Consider the following 15,618-nt stretch of genomic DNA (forward strand, 5'->3'; position numbering starts at 1 on the left):
GGCTCGGGGGTTGCAGGAGCGGTGGGGGCAGGAGTCTCAGCCTTGGGAGCCTCGGTAGCCTCAGCCTTAGGAGCTTCGGTCTTCGGAGCCTCGGTAGCCTCAGCCTTAGGTGCTTCAGCCTTGGGAGTCTCTGCCTTAGGTGCTTCAGTTGCCTCTGCCTTAGGAGCTTCGGTCTTCGGTGCCTCAGCCTTAGGAGCCTCGGTTGCCTCAGCCTTAGGTGCTTCAGTTGCCTCTGCCTTAGGCGCTTCGGTCTTCGGAGCCTCAGCCTTGGGGGTCTCGGTTGCGTTGCCGCCAGGCAGGGAAGAAGCCTGGGCGGTTGCCTTCTGATCAACAACCTGCTGCTGCTGATCGGCGGGTGCTTCTGCCGCAAAGGTTGCCGGGATTGCCGCCACAGAACCGGCAGTAAAAGCTGCCGCAGCTGCGATCTTGTAAACGCGACGGGTAGTCTTCGACATTTTTCCTCGATCTCTGAATTATCGGTGGTGAACCTACGCGGTGCCCTCCGTCTTTGAGGGGCAGGCAGATTCACATGCGGGTGTGACTGCTAAAAGGCTAACACCCGACCCTGGGTCTTCTGCCCTCTTAATGCCCACTTTAAGCAACTGTAATGAAATCGTTATAAAAACACCCCCCAAGTTGAGGGTTAATACAGACCAATTATGGTGTTTTGCGGTCATATACTGACATCTGAACACCGGCAACCCTACATTTTGATTGCATTTGAAGAAAATATGATACTTTCCATAGATAATTTCACCTCGGCTATTTCACCACAGTGAACCTTAAAGTCTCACGTACCACTTTATAGTTCTATCAAGCACTCCTTGATACCTCTCCCCCACTTATTCCCACCCGGCACGGCAGGCACTCCACACAAATCCCAGGCCTCCTGGCGCACCAGCAAAAAGCCTCGCCCGCATCCCAAGAATCAGGAATGCAGGCGAGGCACGCATCATGACCCCCGCATCAGCGAGCGCAAGAGCGCAAAGCTTAGCTCTCCCTACGAATCACCTTGAATTGGCTGGGCTGAGCCACCGGGCGAATCGTAATACGGTCAAGGTTCACGTGGTGCGGAACGTTCAACGCAAAGGTCACGGTCTGCGCCACATCCTCGGCAGTCAAAGGCTTCTCAACGCCCGCATAAACACGGTCAGCCGCCTCCTTAGAACCCAGGCGGTTCAGAGAGAACTCCTCGGTGTGCACCATGCCCGGGCAAATCTCAATCACGCGAATATTGTTCTCGGCCTCTTCCAGGCGCAGCGCCTCGGTCAGACCGCGAGCGCCAAACTTTGCCGCGTTGTATCCGGCGCCGCCCTCGTAGCCGTGCTCGGCGGCGGTGGAGGTCAGGTTCAGGATCGTGCCGTGGCCATTCAGTCGCAGCGCCTCCGCGTAGGCGCGAACCATGTGCAGGATGCCGAGCACATTCATCTGGTACATCTTCAAATAATCGGCAGGCTTGCCGTCAGCAACCTTATCCACGCCAATAGCGCCGCCGGCAATATTGACCAGGGCGTCAATGGTTCCCTGCTCTTCCAGAATCTGCTCGGCAACGAAGCGCACGGAATGTTCGTCGGTCACGTCGCAGGTGACCGGGTGAGCGCCGGTCTCCGCGTAGAGGGTGTACAGGCGGTCGGTGCGACGCGCCAGAGCGTAGACGGTCCAGCCGGTTGCTACCAGCTGCTGTACGGTGGCACGACCAATACCGCTGGATGCACCGGTCACCACGGCAACTTTGCCGTCGCCAGTATGAGGCAGAAAAGGAGATGCAGGAATGTGGGTGTTCTCAGTCATACTTTAATCCTAGTAGAGCGATGCCCGCGGGTGCTCTGATCGAGCAGACTCGCGGGCATATATTTTGAAATTTTCGATAGTGAGATAGGTTCCGGCGCCACAACCGCCCGGCGCCCCGTCAAGCCGCTACTTGCGGCGGCGAGGCAGACCCCAACGGCTCCTACCACCGTCACGGAACCCGAGGCGGTGCTCAAAATATACGGGCGAGCTACTACCGGTCTTGATGGTGTCCGGAGGGACCGTACCCTCACGCGCCGAAAGCAGGTAAAGAACCGCAGCGCCCGGCATGAACACAATCAGAGGCAACACGAAACGCATGCGCGCCTCGCCGTAACCGCTACTCACCGTCAAATGCCAGATGCACAACGCAACCAGCACCAGGTGCAGTATCAGCAGAACAGTTTCAGACGTGCCCAAACCGAAAATACTCAGAGAACTCATGGCAACTCCTCAAAGGTCGTGTACTTTCAGTCTACGCCGCCGCCGCGCCGCTGAGAAGGATTCACCGGCTGTTGATACTGTCACTATTGATACTGTCACTGTTGATACCGCAGATTTTCGCGCCTACACTGCAGATGACCGAGGGCAGTATTTTAGGGGCTCTCCCCCATTGCCGTTTTCCATTGAGTTTGCCGCTGAACTTACCACTGAGTTTTCCGCTGAACCGCCGATTACTCCTCCTATAGGAACCCCCACATGACAGCAACACCACGCCAGCGCATCACCGCACTACACGAGCAGCGCCAAACGCTCCAGCAGAGGGCGCGGCGCATCCGTGCCGCCACCGGAACCCCCTACAGTTCTGAGGTGCATCTGCTGCTCGGGCAGAGCTACCTCGACCCCGCCAGCTGGCAGGAACTCACCGCCTCCTCCGGGGTACGCGCCGCAGCACGCAGGGCGCAGTTCGCACGCCGGTACCGGCGCCTCCTGGCACGTTTAGAAGCCGCCATCGAGCGGTACGAACAGCACAGCGCAGCGCAGAATTCCCCTGGAGCTGAGAGAATGCCGTGAATATGAGAAAATAGCCGTTATGGCTGAAAACATTTTGGGCTCAGACTCGCCCGTACAGATTAACGTTCCCGACCGCCCCGCCCTCGAAGGCCTCGAAGAGAAGCTCTCGCAGCGCTGGGCCGACGAGAAGACCTACGCATTCGACGAGAACACCACTCGCGAACAGGTCTACTCCATCGACACCCCGCCGCCGACCGCATCCGGCTCCCTGCACGTGGGTCACATGTTCTCCTACACCCAGACCGACGTCATTGCACGCTACCAGCGCATGACCGGCAAGAACGTGTTCTACCCCCTCGGCTGGGATGACAACGGCCTGCCCACCGAACGCCGCGTTCAGAACTACTACGGTGTTCTCTGCGACCCCTCCGTGGCAGACAACGACTCCTTCCGTGACCTGATCACCTGGAAGGCAGACGGCACCCCCAAGCCCGACCGTAGCCAGGCAAAGTGGCCGCGCATCTCCCGCAACAACTTCATTGAACTCTGTGAAGAGCTCGCGGTTGAAGACGAAAAGGTCTTCGAAAACCTCTTCACCACCCTCGGCCTGTCCGTTGACTGGTCGCGCACCTACCGCACCATCGACGCGCACTCCCGCAAGGTCTCCCAGCTCGCCTTCCTGAAGGACCTGGAAGCAGGCAACGCCTACATGGCTGAAGCACCGACCATGTGGGACGTCACCTTCCGCACCGCAGTGGCACAGGCTGAGCTGGAAGACAAGGAACGCCCCGGCGCGTACCACCGCATCAGCTTCCACCGCCCCAACGGCGAGAAGGTCTGGATTGAGACCACCCGCCCCGAACTGCTGCCCTCCTGCGTGGCTCTCGTGGCGCACCCGGACGACGAGCGTTACAAGCCGCTGTTCGGCACCACCGTCACCTCCCCGCTGTTCGGCGTTGAGGTCGAGATCAAGGCGCACCCGCTGGCACAGCCCGACAAGGGTGCCGGTATCGCCATGATTTGTACCTTCGGCGACACCACCGACGTCACCTGGTGGCGTGAACTGCAGCTGGACACCCGCGCCCTCATCGGTCGCGACGGCCGCTTCTCCCGCGAAACCCCCGAGTGGATCACCTCCGCCGAGGGTCGCGAGCGCTACGAGCGCATGGCAGGCGCCACCGTCTTCACCGCACAGAAGACCGTCGTGGAAATGCTGGTCGAGGCTGGCGAAATGGACGGCGACCCCAAGCCGATTACCCACCCCGTGAAGTTCTACGAAAAGGGCGACAAGCCCCTCGAAATCGTGGCTTCCCGCCAGTGGTACATCCGCAACGGTGGCCGTGACGCTGCACGCCGCGAGAAGCTCATCGAGCGCGGCCGTGAGATGAACTGGTACCCCTCCTTCATGCGTAGCCGCTACGAGAACTGGGTTGAGGGTCTGAACGGCGACTGGCTGATTTCTCGCCAGCGTTTCTTCGGCGTTCCCTTCCCCGTCTGGTACCCGCTGGACGCTGAGGGTGAGCCGGACTACGAGAACCCGATTCTGCCTTCTGAGGACATGCTGCCGGTTGACCCCGCATCTCAGGCTGCTCCCGGTTACACCGAGGATCAGCGCGGCGTAGCGGGCGGCTTCATCGCTGACCCGGACGTTCTGGACACCTGGGCTACCTCCTCCCTGACCCCGCAGATTGCGACCGGTTGGGGCGTGAACCCGGACCTGCACGCGAAGACCTTCCCCATGGATCTGCGCCCGCAGGGTCACGACATTATCCGCACCTGGTTGTTCTCCACCGCTGTTCGCGCGGAGACCCTGGCTTCCTCCGTGCCGTGGTACAACACCGCGCTCTCCGGCTGGATTCTCGACCCGGACCGCAAGAAGATGTCCAAGTCTAAGGGCAACGTTGTGGTCCCCAACGAGGTTCTGGAGAAGTATGGTTCGGACGCTGTGCGCTACTGGGCTGCTTCCGCTCGCCTGGGTGCTGACACCGCCTACGACGAAGGCCAGATGAAGATTGGCCGCCGCCTTGCCATCAAGCTGCTGAACGCATCCAAGTTCGTGCTGAACCTGGGCGCTACCGAGAAGTCCGTCATCACTTCTCAGGCTCAGGGTCGCGTGCTCATCAACGCCCTGGACCGCTCCCTGCTGGCTCGCCTGGCATACCTGATTGAGGAAGCAACCGCCGCATTCGAGAAGTACGAGTACGCTCGTGCCCTGCAGATTTGCGAGAGCTTCTTCTGGTCCTTCACCGACGACTTCGTTGAGCTGATTAAGGACCGTGCGTACGGTGCACGCGGCGAGGAGGAGCAGGCTTCTGTTCTGGCGGCTCTGGCAACCACCCTGGATGCTCTGCTGCGCCTGTTCGCGCCCTTCCTGCCGTTCGTGACCGAAGAGATTTGGTCCTGGTGGCGTGCAGGTAGCGTACACCGCGCCGAGTGGCCGCAGGCACTGCCCATTCTGGAAGGCACCCTGCTGGCTGAGTACTCTGCACAGAACCCGACTGCTGGCATTTCTGCTCAGTGGGTCCTGGCGGACGCTGACCCGGCTCAGATTGAGTCGCTGAAGCAGATTCTGCCGGATGTTGCTGAGGCTCTGGGTGGTCTGCGTAAGGCTAAGAGCGACGCGAAGGTTAAGCAGCGCACCGAGGTTGAGTCCGCTACTATTGCGGCTCCGCAGGCTCAGCTGGATCGCATTGCCGCTGGCATGGCTGATCTGAAGGCTGCCGGTAACGCTCGTGAGCTGTCCCTGGTGGCGGCTGAGGGCGAGCTGGAGGTTCGCGATGTTGTGCTCGTTGTGGAAGAAGCAGCTGAGTAATTTCGCCTAAATTGAGCGTTTCTCGCTTAAATTTATGACGCTACTTGGGCGTTGAGGACGGGGCGGTACCGATTGACGGTACCGCCCCGTTTTTTGTGCCTGCGGTTCGTTGCAGCTCGCCGGGTGTGAGGCCCCGGCGGCTGACTTCTAGGGCTCTGACTATGGGCTTTGTTCAAGCTGCGCCCGTGGATGCCTGATCAAGCCCTCTGAGAGTCTTCGCCAGCGCCTCCCCCAACGATGTGGGTTTTAGCTTGCTGGCCTGTGGGGATTCTGCGGGATTTCCAACCCATTTTTATATTCATCAATGTGCAAAGAGCATAATCAACCTTATGAGATTGACTGTCACTTATGTATGATTGTTGATGCGAGGGTTTTATCGTCAGGAGCAACCCTCTATTCAACTTCAGCAACAGACAAACCACCGGTACGAACCTAGACATAACCGCCCAACCGCACGACAAGAACCCAACCGGCCAGGGGCAGTGATGCCACCCGGCTCTAACCCCGTGCCAGAGTAGGCGCACCCTATATCCTCATGACTTCACACTCATTACCTTCCGGTTCCCCCGATAACCCGCACGCGAGGCAGAGCTCCACCCCGAGCTCACCGCCAGGAGCGCAAGCGAACATTTCCCCCGATCAGCTTCAGCACTACCACACGAGCCTCAACGAATACATCAGCCAGGCGCGTGAGCACGCCCAGACGCTACGTACCAGCTACGCCAACGAAGTGTACGAGCTGTGGCATCAGCATATTTCCACCAGCGCCGCAGCCGATGAGGCGAGCATCGCCTCCGGCTCTTTGAACGCTCAGCGGCTCGAAGAGCTGACCCGCAAGTGGGTGCGCCTCATGCGTGAAAGCCGCGATATGTTGCACCACGAAAGCTCCATTGCGGCGGCACGTGCCGCGGTTGAGGCTAAGCCCCTCCCCGAGTAGGGTCACCCTATATTTCTGTCACGATTTCTTTCACGCGGCAACGCCAACGCCCCGCGTTGGTACCGCGTTTTTCTGCGGCAGGGCAATCGAGCCAAGCGATTAAGCCCTGCCCGGAATGCATACTTCGCACATTCTGCCCCTTGCTATAGTTATGGATATTCAAAGACCCTCACTATGTTGCAGAAAGGGCGGGAATGTCCCACCAAAAACGCGTCCTGCGGCCTATACGTAGCGACGTCGCTCCCCCAGTTACCTCGCCACCGGTCTACCGTGGTGATATTGACACGCGCGGCGAGTCGCAAGACCTCGTCCCGCGTAGTTTCTGGGTCAATTTCTGGGACACTCTCTTCTTCATCTTCGCCGGCATCGCGGCCCTCGTACTGACCATCATGATTCTGGCGAATACGGTCGGCCACTCTTTTTGGGGCGTGCCCATCGCTTTCATTTTCTGGGCGGTCACCGCGTACCTGACGCTACCGCGTTTTCACGCCATCATGACCCGCATCTACGTGCCCGACTACTTTATTGGGCGCACCCGCACCCCGGACGGCCTGCTCGGCGACCCGGTCAATATCGGTTTGATTGGTACCGAGGAGCAGATTCACCAGGTCATGCAGAATGCGGGATGGACCCGCGCTGACGACGTCACCCTCGTCTCCTCCTGGAAAATTATTCTCTCCACCATCACCCGCCGTTCCTACGCGGAGGCGCCGGTCTCCCCGCTGAAAATTTTTGGCAGGACGCAGGATTTCGCCTACCAGCAGGAAGTAGACGGCAACCCCGAGAAACGCCACCACGTGCGCTTTTGGAAAACCCCGGACGGCTGGTTGTTACCGGGCGGTCACCGGGTGGATTGGTTGGCGGCGGGCACGTACGACTCCGGTGTGGGTTTCAGCTTCTTCACCCTGCAGGTCACGCACCGCATTGACGCTGAAACCGACTTTGAACGCGACTACATTGTGGAGTCCATTCAGTACGCCCACCCGGAAACTCACGTTGAGATTCTGCACGATTTTTCCTCCGGCTACCACGCCCGTAACGGCGGCGGCGACGCGATTCGCACGGACGGGGCGTTCCCGGTTATCGTGCTGAACAATGAGGGACTGGAGCCGCAGGAGCAGGAAGAAATTCACCTCTCTAGCGCGCACGACCTGGCGTACCGCATGCCGCTGAGTCTGCTGGTCGGTTCGGGTATGCTCATTGCCGTGACCCTCGCAGACATTATCAACAGCATCATTCTGGCGCTCAGCCGCCCAGCACTGCGCGCCGAGCTGTTGGAGGATGGCTCGGGCAACGACATTGAGTTGCTGAACCTCTTCGATCAGGCAGATAGCGACGTGCTGATGACCATTACCGGTACGGTGCTGGTTGGTTTTGTGGCGATTTATTCGGCGGTGCACCTGTTCCTACTGTGGAGCACGCTGCGCGGCTCGTCGAAGGCTCGCCGGCTGGCTCTGCTGTTGACTGCGCTGAGCTTCGCGGCGATTACTGGCGGTGTGCTGTGGGGGCACCAGTCCTTGCCGCTGTCCACGATTTTCTTCCAGCTGGGCGTTGCCGTGTTTGCCATGTTGGCGTTCACCTCGGATGCTGCGGTCCAGTACACGGCAACCCGCACCTTCCATATGCGTGATACAAAGATTGTGCAACGCGCAACGCACCCGAAGGTTCTCGAGCACAGGGCTCAGCGCAAGGCGCAGAAGGCATGCAAAGCACAGAAAGCAGGCAAGGCTGCTGCGAGCCGCGCTCACCGCGCGTAGCTAGCACGCTTCAAGGATTGCACGCTTCGGGGCAACATAGTGAATAGAAAAATACCGCCCGGTCAGTACATGACCGGGCGGTACTTTTATGCTCTGCTGCCGCAGACTCTACCGAGCCTGCGCGCATTGTACGGATTCTTAGGCTTCGCCGTTTTCACCGTGGAAAATCGGGCCCACGGTACGGGGGCGCTTCAGCTCAAAGAAGCCGGGGTAGGAAGCCAGCGCCAGGGCGCCGTCGAAGAGCTTACCTGCCTCTTCACCGGCAGGGCTCGGGGAGATGACCGGGCCGAAGAAAGCGGTGCCGTTGATAGAAATCAGCGGAACACCGATGTCGGTGCCGCCCACGGTCTCCAGCGCCAGGTCCAGGGAGGCGCGCATCTGCGCATCGTACTGATCGGTGAAGGCGACATCCGCCAGCTCTTCGGGCAGGTTGACCTCCGCCAGCGCCTTGACGATTGCGTCGCGGTAGGAATCAGCCTTGTTGCTGTTGTGGTGAATCTGCTCGCCCAGAGCGTCGTAGAGGGGCTTGATGACCTCGTTGCCGTGCAACTCACGCACAGCGGTGATAAGGCGGGTCGGTGCCCAGGACTGGTCCATCATTGTCTGGTAGTCGGCGGGCAGCTCGCGGCCCTGGTTGTGCATGGACAGGGAGAAGGGGCGCCAGGTCACCTCAACGTTGCGGACCTTCTGCACCTCACCAATCCAGCGGGAGGTAATCCAGCACCAGGGGCAGATCGGGTCAAACCAGAAATCAACCTGTGCGGGTGCGTTCTCAGCCATGAGTGTTCCTCTCTCATACGGTTGCGCCAGCCGCTTCTATGAGCCGGCGCTTATTCTTCGGTACACGCTCTTCAAGACACGCTCTTCAGGACATGCCAACGAGAGCGGTACCTGCTAGTGAGCCGTCACCCCGTATGACCGGGGCGACGGCTTCTTTATTCCCTAGCCTGTCGGCTGGAAGTATTCGGTTATGCCGCCTGACGGTCCGCTTCCTTGAGGGAGACGGCCTTCGCCTCCCCCTTGACGGTGCGGGTGGTCTCGGCTTCAGGCTCGGGCGCCTGCAGCACGTAGCGGGGTTCCGTGCCGTTGAGCACGGTGTCCTCCCCAATGACGATGGACACCACGTCGGTGCGGTCCGGGATGTCGAACATAATCGGCTGCAGAATCTGCTCCATCATGGAACGCAGGCCGCGGGCACCGGTACCGCGCTCGGCGGCGAGGCGGGCAATAGCGGCGACTGCTGCGTCGTCGATGATGAGCTCCACGCCGTCCAGGGCGAAGAGGTGACGGTACTGCTTGAGCAGCGCGTTCTTCGGTTCGGTCAGCACGCGAGCCAGCTCTTCTTCATTGAGCTCGCTCAGGGTCGAGATGACCGGCAGGCGGCCAATCAGCTCGGGGATGATGCCGTAGTGCGCCAGGTCCTCGGGCATGATCTGGTCCAGCGGGTTCTTCACGGAACCGCCCAGCTCGGCACCGAAACCGATGCCGCCGGCACCCACGCGGGCTGCGATGCGGTCGTCAATATTGTCGAAGGCACCGGCCACGATAAAGAGAATGTTCGAGGTATCAATCTCAAGGTTCGCGTGCGCCGGATGCTTGCGTCCGCCCTCCGGGGGTACAGTCGCCACGGTGCCCTCAATAATCTTCAGCAGCGCCTGCTGCACGCCCTCACCGGACACGTCACGGGTGATGGAGAGGTTCTCACCACCCTTGCGGGCAATCTTGTCGATTTCGTCAATGTAGATGATGCCGCGCTGAGCCTTGGCAATATCGCCGTCAGCGGCGTTGATGAGGCGCAGCAGAATGTTCTCCACGTCGTCACCCACGTAGCCCGCCTCGGTGAGGGTGGTTGCGTCGACCAGCGCGAAGGGCACATCCAGCTTCTTCGCCAGGGTTGCCGCCAGGTAGGTTTTACCGCAACCGGTCGGGCCGAGCATCAAAATATTCGACTTGCCCAGCTCCACCTGCTCCCCCGCGGTCGCCGAAAGAATGCGGGAGGTCAACACCGGGTTATCAATATCGTGGATGCGCTTGTAGTGGTTGTACACCGCCACCGCCAGGGTGCGCTTCGCCGCGTCCTGACCGATGACGTAGTCGTTGAGGTAGCTGTAAATTTCGCGCGGAGTAGCCAGCTGAGGCGCGGGGGCAGCCGCGGGGGCTTTCACCTTCAGACGCTCTTCAGCGAGAATCTCTTCGCACAGTTCCACGCATTCATCGCAGATGGAAACGTTCGGGCCGAGCACAATCTTGAAAACCTGCGCGCGAGTCTTCTTGCAGAAAGAGCATCGCATGCTGGCGTTGGGCTGTTCGGGAGGCACAATGACGTCTGTGGCCACGAAGATTCCCTTTCGATCGGCGTGGTGAAATCGATGCAGAAGGGTCAGTGTTCTGATGTCTGCGGTGATTTCTCAGGAGGGGCGGTGGTGGCGCCCTGGTTTGAGTGAGAAACCGGTATGAAATACTCTAATTTTCTCCTTCTCTAAGGCTACCGGAGTTCACCCCGGAACTCAGAATTACGCACCGCAAATGGACGGACTTACCGGGCATATGACAAAGCGCGTCTTTTATGACGGCGGCGGGGGCTGACACTCCGGCATGTGACGGTAAAGACCGGCAGATGATGCCCGGCAGATAATAAAGCCCGGCACAAAAGCGCAGGTCAACACCACATATCAGCTGGTCTCACCGCAACCCACCCAGCGGGTACAAAACAGTGGGCACAAAACAGCAGGCACAAATCAGAGGGCGCAAAAAGGGCGGCACCGCACCGCGCACCAGCCCGAAGGCTCGCACACGGCACGATGCCGCCCCTCCCCCGAAAAATATTCGGGGATATTCCTCAAAACTTTAGGTGTGGGAAATAGCGGTGTTGGTCGCAGGCTTACGCAGCTTACGCGACTCCAGCACCTTATCGACCAGGCCGTACTCCAGGGCAGCAGCCGCGGTCAGAATGTTGTCACGCTCAATGGAACGGTCAACTTCCTCGTAGGTCTTGCCCGAGTGCAGCGCCAGAGTCTGTGCAGTCCACTCACGCATACGCATAACCTCGTTCGCGTGAATCTCAATGTCAGATGCCTGACCGCCCTGCTGGCCGCTCAGCGCGGGCTGGTGAATCAGCACGCGAGCGTTCGGCAGCGCCAGACGCTTGCCGGGGGTACCGGCAGCCAGCAGAACCGCCGCAGCGGATGCCGCCTGACCCAGGCACACGGTCTGAATCTCGGGGCGGATGAACTGCATGGTGTCGTAGATGGCGGTCATTGCGGTGAAGGAGCCGCCGGGCGAGTTGATGTACAGGGTGATGTCACGCTCGGGGTCCTGCGCCTCCAGCACCAGCAGCTGAGCCATGACGTCGTCAGCGGATGCGTCGTCCACCTGGGTGCCCAGGAAGATGATGCGGTCCTCGAACAGCTTTGCGTACGGGTCCTGACGCTTGTAACCGTAGGGGGTGCGCTCCTCGAAGCTGGGGAGCACGTAGCGGTTGCTCGGCATAGCCGGCGCCGAGGTGGTGATATCGTTCGGCAGGTAGTTCATGTGCATCTCCCTTATGCGTTCTTCGATTCGGGCAGCTTACCGGCGGTGGTGGCAATGTGGTCGAAGAAGCCGTATTCCAGGCCTTCTTCCGCGTTGAACCAGTTGTCGCGGTCGTTATCCTTCAGGATGGTTTCCAGGCTCTTGCCGGTGCGCTCAGCGGTGATCTCTGCCAGGCGCTTCTTCATGTCCAGAATCAGCTCAGCCTGGGTGCGGATATCCGATGCGGTACCGCCGATGCCGCCGAGGGGCTGGTGCATGAGGATGCGGGCGTTCGGGGTTGCGTAGCGCTTGCCGATGGTGCCTGCGGTGAGCAGGAACTGACCCATGGATGCTGCCATACCGGTCACCACGGTCACCACGTCGTTCGGGATGAGCTGCATGGTGTCGTAGATAGCCATGCCAGCGGTGACGGAGCCGCCGGGAGAGTTGATGTACAGGTAGATGTCTGCCTCGGGGTCTTCAGCCGAGAGCAGCAACATCTGGGAGCAGATGAGGTTAGCGTTGGAGTCGCGCACCTCGGAGCCGAGCCAGATAATGCGCTCCTTCAGGAGGCTGTTGTAGACGTAATCTTCCTGGGCACCAACGATGGGGGTTGCCATAGACGGCGCGGGCGCCACGCCGGCTGCCTGGGAGGCGCCGATGGGCAGAGGCATGTAGCTGGACATTCTTCCTCTTCTTCTCTAATGGGTCTTCGCTGCATCTTTGCGCGATTTACGCGCCGGAGCGCACGCGAAAAGTTTCGTTGCTACTACCTTACCGATAGTTGCTCTCCCCCGCTTCCCTTCGGGTTGTTCGTTCGCCAGGGGGTGAAGCAGAGGCGGAATAGCCGGGGGTGAAAAGAGCCTCAGCGGGCACCCAACCGGTAACTCGGTGGATGCCCGCTGAGGCTACACGTTTTACGCAATCAGCTCACGCCCTCTAGCGGGGTGGCTTCTTGCAGACCGTGGCGGGGATTTAGGCAGCTGCCTCTTCGCCCTCGCCCAGGTACTTGGACAGGTCAACAACGTTGCCCTTGGTGTCCTTGACCACTGCGGTCTTCAGCACTGCTGCCAGAGCCTTGGAGCGGCGAACCTCGCCGACCAGTGCGCCAGCCTGGCCGGAGCCGTCCAGCATCTGTGCGAACTGGTTGGGGTCCATGCCGTACTGGGAGCTCATGGTGATGATGTAGTTGATCATCTCAGCCTGGTCAACGGTCACTTCTTCCTTGTCCGCAACAGCGTCGAGAACCATCTCGTTCTTGAATGCGGTCTCGGTGTTCTCGCGAACCTCGGCGCGGTGCTCCTCGGTGTCGTGGCCTGCTTCAGCGTTGGGGTTGTTGAAGTGCTGCTCGAGCTGGTCCTCGATAACCTTCTCGGGGACGGGGATCTCAACGAGCTCAACGAGCTTTGCGAGGACCTTGTCGCGTGCCTGGGTGCCCTGCTCGGCAACCTTAGCTTCTGCAACCTGCTTCTTGATGTCTTCCTTCAGCTCTTCGATGGTGTCGAACTCGGAAGCCAGCTGTGCGAACTCGTCGTCAGCTTCGGGCAGCTCGCGCTCCTTGACTGCGGAGAGCTTGACCTTGATGGTTGCCTGCTCGCCTGCGTGCTCGCCACCGGAGAGCTTGGTCTCGAAGGTTGCATCCTCGCCAGCGGACAGGCCGGTCAGAGCCTCGTCGATGCCGTCGAGCATGGTGCCGGAACCAATCTGGTAGGACAGGTCGTTTGCTGCGTCTACCTGCTCGCCGTCGATTTCTGCGGCGATGTCAATGGTCACGAAGTCCTTGTCAGCTGCGGGGCGCTCAACGGTATTCAGGGTGCCGAAGCGCTCACGCAGAGCGTCCAGTGCCTGAACCTCGTCCTCAGCGGTGACCTCTACCTCGTCAACCTCAACCTCGAGGCCCTCGTAGTTGGGCAGCTCGATTTCGGGGCGGACGGTGACGGTGATGGTCAGCTTGACGTCTGCCTCACGGTTCTCGGTGGAGGGCTGGGACTGAACGTCCAGCTCGGGCTGCGCCAGGGGGGAGAGCTCGTTCTCGCCCAGTGCCTGTGCGTAGTAGTCGTTCAGAGCGTCGTTCAGGGATGCCTCGACGATGTAGTCGAAGCCCGCACGCTGCTCGATGAGCTGCTTGGGCAGCTTACCCTTGCGGAAGCCGGGAACGCTGATCTGGTCTGCGAGGTTCTTGTAGGTGCGGTCCAGGTAGGGCTTGAATTCTGCGAAGGGAACCTCGACCTCAATCTTTGCGAGGGTCGGGTTGAGCTTCTCGACGGCGGTCTTCACGTCCGTGATCTCCTCATATAGTTTCGGTGCGGCACGAATCGTGTGTGCCGCGGTTGCTTAGTGGAAAGAGCGCCACGACCTTATAGCGTCGCGGCAACCGTTTCACGTCGGGGCGACAGGATTCGAACCTGCGATCTCCTGCTCCCAAAGCAGGCGCGTTAGCCAAGCTACGCCACGCCCCGTGAAACGCGAATGCTTTTAGGCATTCGGTTTTTAAGTTTACCGTGTACAAGGATAAATGCCTAACATTCGAATGTCTAATTTAGAACACGAAAACCTTAAGTCTTTCTGAGGAATTATCTGAGTACGCCCATCTATCATGCATGCTGGCTTATTCAGACGCTTCTGCACGTCCCAGTCTCATCGGATTGCCGCGTTAAATAGGCTCCTTGTATTCAGGAATTTTTCTAATTCAATACCAGGATGGATACAATCGGCTCTTTGGCGAGAGATTAAAAAACCTGTAAGAGATCCCTGTTTTGTCCTTTCAGTAAAACAACCCAGCGCGAAAACACTAAGATCTTTTTATTCCCGAGAGGGGGTGACGAGCTGAAGGGTACGTATTCTGAGCAAACGAGGCACCAAATCCGTGCCCGTCAGCGATTCCCGCCTCAGATCCTCGGCATAAGGAAAACGCCCCAGTGCGAAGCACCAAGGCGTTTTATGTATACCGAGGGGATGACGGGAATCGAACCCGCGTCATCAGTTTGGAAGACTGAGGCTTTACCATTAAGCTACATCCCCGCAAGAACTAGATAAGATTACCTGCCTGTGCTGGAGACTGTCAAGTTCGGCGCGCATCGTTTGCAGGGACCGTAGCTAACGCTATTTCTGGCATCCAGGGCACCAATAGAGTTTACGGCCCGCGATTTCCTCCATACGAATGGTGGTGCCGCATCGGGGGCAGGGTTCTCCGTGGTGCTGGTAAACGTAGTTAGCATGCTCAGGCCAGGCTTCGGTTTCATGGATTCCCGGGCGGTCCTTTTGTTCGGTGGTGATGATGCGGCCGACACGCACGCCGATGGTGAGCAGATGTTTGTTATCTTCCCAGAGTCTACTCAGCTCATCATCGGTGAGAGTTTTACCGGGGCGAAGAGGATCTATTTCTTGGCGGTAAAGCGATTCGGCACGAAAAATATTGCCCACGCCTGAGATAGCGGCCTGATCCATGAGGATCACGCCGATAGGCCTTGAGCTTTTGCGGGCTGCTGCATAAAAACGTTCGGGATTTGCATCGGTGTTGAGAGGATCTGGCCCAAGTTTGGCGCGTACCTGGGCAACTTCGTCTGGGTTTAAGGTTCGGCAGATAGTGGGGCCAACGAGGTCAGCCCAACCGTGTTCTGAAACGATGCGGCACCGGGTAGTGCCTTTCGGCGCGGGCGGTCCGGTATATTCTTCGGCCTCCCCCGCCGTATATTCTTTTTCGCCGATCTTCCGGGGTGCGCCTATGCTGGATGCACCCGTAAAGGTTTCGTCCCCTCCAAAGCTCCAGTTTCCATAAATACCAAGGTGCACGTTGAGGGTCAGCTCATTGTTGAAGGGCACGAAAAGATGCTTACCGTGCGCATATGCGTTGAGAATGC

12 protein-coding genes, 2 tRNA genes and 1 pseudogene are annotated in these 15,618 nt (G+C 59.3%); 4 read left to right on the forward strand and 11 right to left on the reverse strand.

The genetic code is table 11. From position 1 onward, the window contains the following. From Q0216_RS07595 to Q0216_RS07605, 3 genes and pseudogenes are all read right to left on the reverse strand, one after another. Nucleotides 1–455 (reverse strand): annotated as a pseudogene (locus tag Q0216_RS07595) (peptidase); the annotation flags it as partial. 535 nt (nucleotides 456–990) lie between these two features. Beyond that, on the reverse strand, nucleotides 991–1,791 hold the full coding sequence (locus Q0216_RS07600; protein WP_298594240.1) for an SDR family oxidoreductase: 801 nt from the start codon (nucleotides 1,789–1,791) through the stop codon (nucleotides 991–993). Between the two features lie 126 nt (nucleotides 1,792–1,917). Beyond that, nucleotides 1,918–2,232 carry a penicillin-binding protein gene (locus Q0216_RS07605; protein ID WP_298594242.1) on the reverse strand — a complete coding sequence of 105 codons (315 nt, stop codon included), beginning with the start codon at nucleotides 2,230–2,232 and terminating at the stop codon, nucleotides 1,918–1,920. Between the two features lie 255 nt (nucleotides 2,233–2,487). Here Q0216_RS07605 and Q0216_RS07610 point away from each other — a divergent pair, with 255 nt between their 5' ends. The 4 genes from Q0216_RS07610 to Q0216_RS07625 all read left to right on the forward strand — a co-directional run bounded on the left by Q0216_RS07610 (nucleotide 2,488) and on the right by Q0216_RS07625 (nucleotide 8,248). Beyond that, complete coding sequence (locus Q0216_RS07610; RefSeq protein WP_298594244.1) at nucleotides 2,488–2,802, forward strand: hypothetical protein; 315 nt, start codon at nucleotides 2,488–2,490, stop codon at nucleotides 2,800–2,802. A gap of 19 nt (nucleotides 2,803–2,821) precedes the next feature. Next, nucleotides 2,822–5,554 carry a valine--tRNA ligase gene (gene valS / locus Q0216_RS07615; protein ID WP_070615895.1) on the forward strand — a complete coding sequence of 911 codons (2,733 nt, stop codon included), beginning with the start codon at nucleotides 2,822–2,824 and terminating at the stop codon, nucleotides 5,552–5,554. Nucleotides 5,555–6,089: 535 nt separating this feature from the next. After that, nucleotides 6,090–6,491 carry a hypothetical protein gene (locus Q0216_RS07620; RefSeq protein ID WP_298594246.1) on the forward strand — a complete coding sequence of 134 codons (402 nt, stop codon included), beginning with the start codon at nucleotides 6,090–6,092 and terminating at the stop codon, nucleotides 6,489–6,491. Nucleotides 6,492–6,685: 194 nt separating this feature from the next. Beyond that, a complete protein-coding gene (locus Q0216_RS07625) occupies nucleotides 6,686–8,248 on the forward strand; it encodes an LssY C-terminal domain-containing protein (RefSeq protein WP_298594248.1) in 1,563 nt (520 codons plus the stop codon). 138 nt (nucleotides 8,249–8,386) lie between these two features. Here Q0216_RS07625 and Q0216_RS07630 read toward each other — a convergent pair whose 3' ends face one another. From Q0216_RS07630 to Q0216_RS07665, 8 genes are all read right to left on the reverse strand, one after another. Continuing rightward, entirely contained in the window at nucleotides 8,387–9,028 is a 642-nt protein-coding gene (locus Q0216_RS07630) for a DsbA family protein (protein WP_298594250.1), read from the reverse strand. Between the two features lie 188 nt (nucleotides 9,029–9,216). Continuing rightward, nucleotides 9,217–10,584 (reverse strand): ATP-dependent Clp protease ATP-binding subunit ClpX, encoded by a 1,368-nt coding sequence (gene clpX / locus Q0216_RS07635; protein ID WP_298594252.1) that lies wholly within the window; start codon nucleotides 10,582–10,584, stop codon nucleotides 9,217–9,219. A gap of 511 nt (nucleotides 10,585–11,095) precedes the next feature. After that, entirely contained in the window at nucleotides 11,096–11,779 is a 684-nt protein-coding gene (locus tag Q0216_RS07640) for an ATP-dependent Clp protease proteolytic subunit (RefSeq protein ID WP_298594254.1), read from the reverse strand. Between the two features lie 11 nt (nucleotides 11,780–11,790). Next, nucleotides 11,791–12,444, reverse strand: coding sequence for an ATP-dependent Clp protease proteolytic subunit (locus Q0216_RS07645; RefSeq protein WP_005505718.1), 654 nt, complete (start codon nucleotides 12,442–12,444; stop codon nucleotides 11,791–11,793). Between the two features lie 289 nt (nucleotides 12,445–12,733). After that, nucleotides 12,734–14,035, reverse strand: coding sequence for a trigger factor (gene tig, locus Q0216_RS07650; RefSeq protein WP_298594256.1), 1,302 nt, complete (start codon nucleotides 14,033–14,035; stop codon nucleotides 12,734–12,736). Nucleotides 14,036–14,142: 107 nt separating this feature from the next. Continuing rightward, nucleotides 14,143–14,217, reverse strand: a tRNA-Pro gene (locus Q0216_RS07655). 491 nt (nucleotides 14,218–14,708) lie between these two features. Then, nucleotides 14,709–14,779: transfer RNA gene (locus tag Q0216_RS07660), tRNA-Gly, on the reverse strand. Nucleotides 14,780–14,860: 81 nt separating this feature from the next. Then, complete coding sequence (locus Q0216_RS07665) at nucleotides 14,861–15,616, reverse strand: Fpg/Nei family DNA glycosylase (protein WP_298594257.1); 756 nt, start codon at nucleotides 15,614–15,616, stop codon at nucleotides 14,861–14,863. Nucleotides 15,617–15,618: the final 2 nt, after the last annotated feature.

This window comes from uncultured Rothia sp. (genome assembly GCF_937976295.1).
GTDB lineage: Bacteria > Actinomycetota > Actinomycetes > Actinomycetales > Micrococcaceae > Rothia.

Excerpts from the sequence above, each read along its gene's own strand:
- Q0216_RS07625 (WP_298594248.1), top strand. The coding sequence starts at position 6,686 with ATGTCCCACCAAAAACGCGTCCTGCGGCCTATACGTAGCGACGTCGCT.
- valS (WP_070615895.1), top strand. The coding sequence starts at position 2,822 with ATGGCTGAAAACATTTTGGGCTCAGACTCGCCCGTACAGATTAACGTT.
- Q0216_RS07620 (WP_298594246.1), top strand. The coding sequence starts at position 6,090 with ATGACTTCACACTCATTACCTTCCGGTTCCCCCGATAACCCGCACGCG.
- Q0216_RS07610 (WP_298594244.1), top strand. The coding sequence starts at position 2,488 with ATGACAGCAACACCACGCCAGCGCATCACCGCACTACACGAGCAGCGC.
- Q0216_RS07630 (WP_298594250.1), bottom strand. The coding sequence starts at position 9,028 with ATGGCTGAGAACGCACCCGCACAGGTTGATTTCTGGTTTGACCCGATC.
- Q0216_RS07605 (WP_298594242.1), bottom strand. The coding sequence starts at position 2,232 with ATGAGTTCTCTGAGTATTTTCGGTTTGGGCACGTCTGAAACTGTTCTG.
- Q0216_RS07600 (WP_298594240.1), bottom strand. The coding sequence starts at position 1,791 with ATGACTGAGAACACCCACATTCCTGCATCTCCTTTTCTGCCTCATACT.
- Q0216_RS07645 (WP_005505718.1), bottom strand. The coding sequence starts at position 12,444 with ATGTCCAGCTACATGCCTCTGCCCATCGGCGCCTCCCAGGCAGCCGGC.
- Q0216_RS07640 (WP_298594254.1), bottom strand. The coding sequence starts at position 11,779 with ATGAACTACCTGCCGAACGATATCACCACCTCGGCGCCGGCTATGCCG.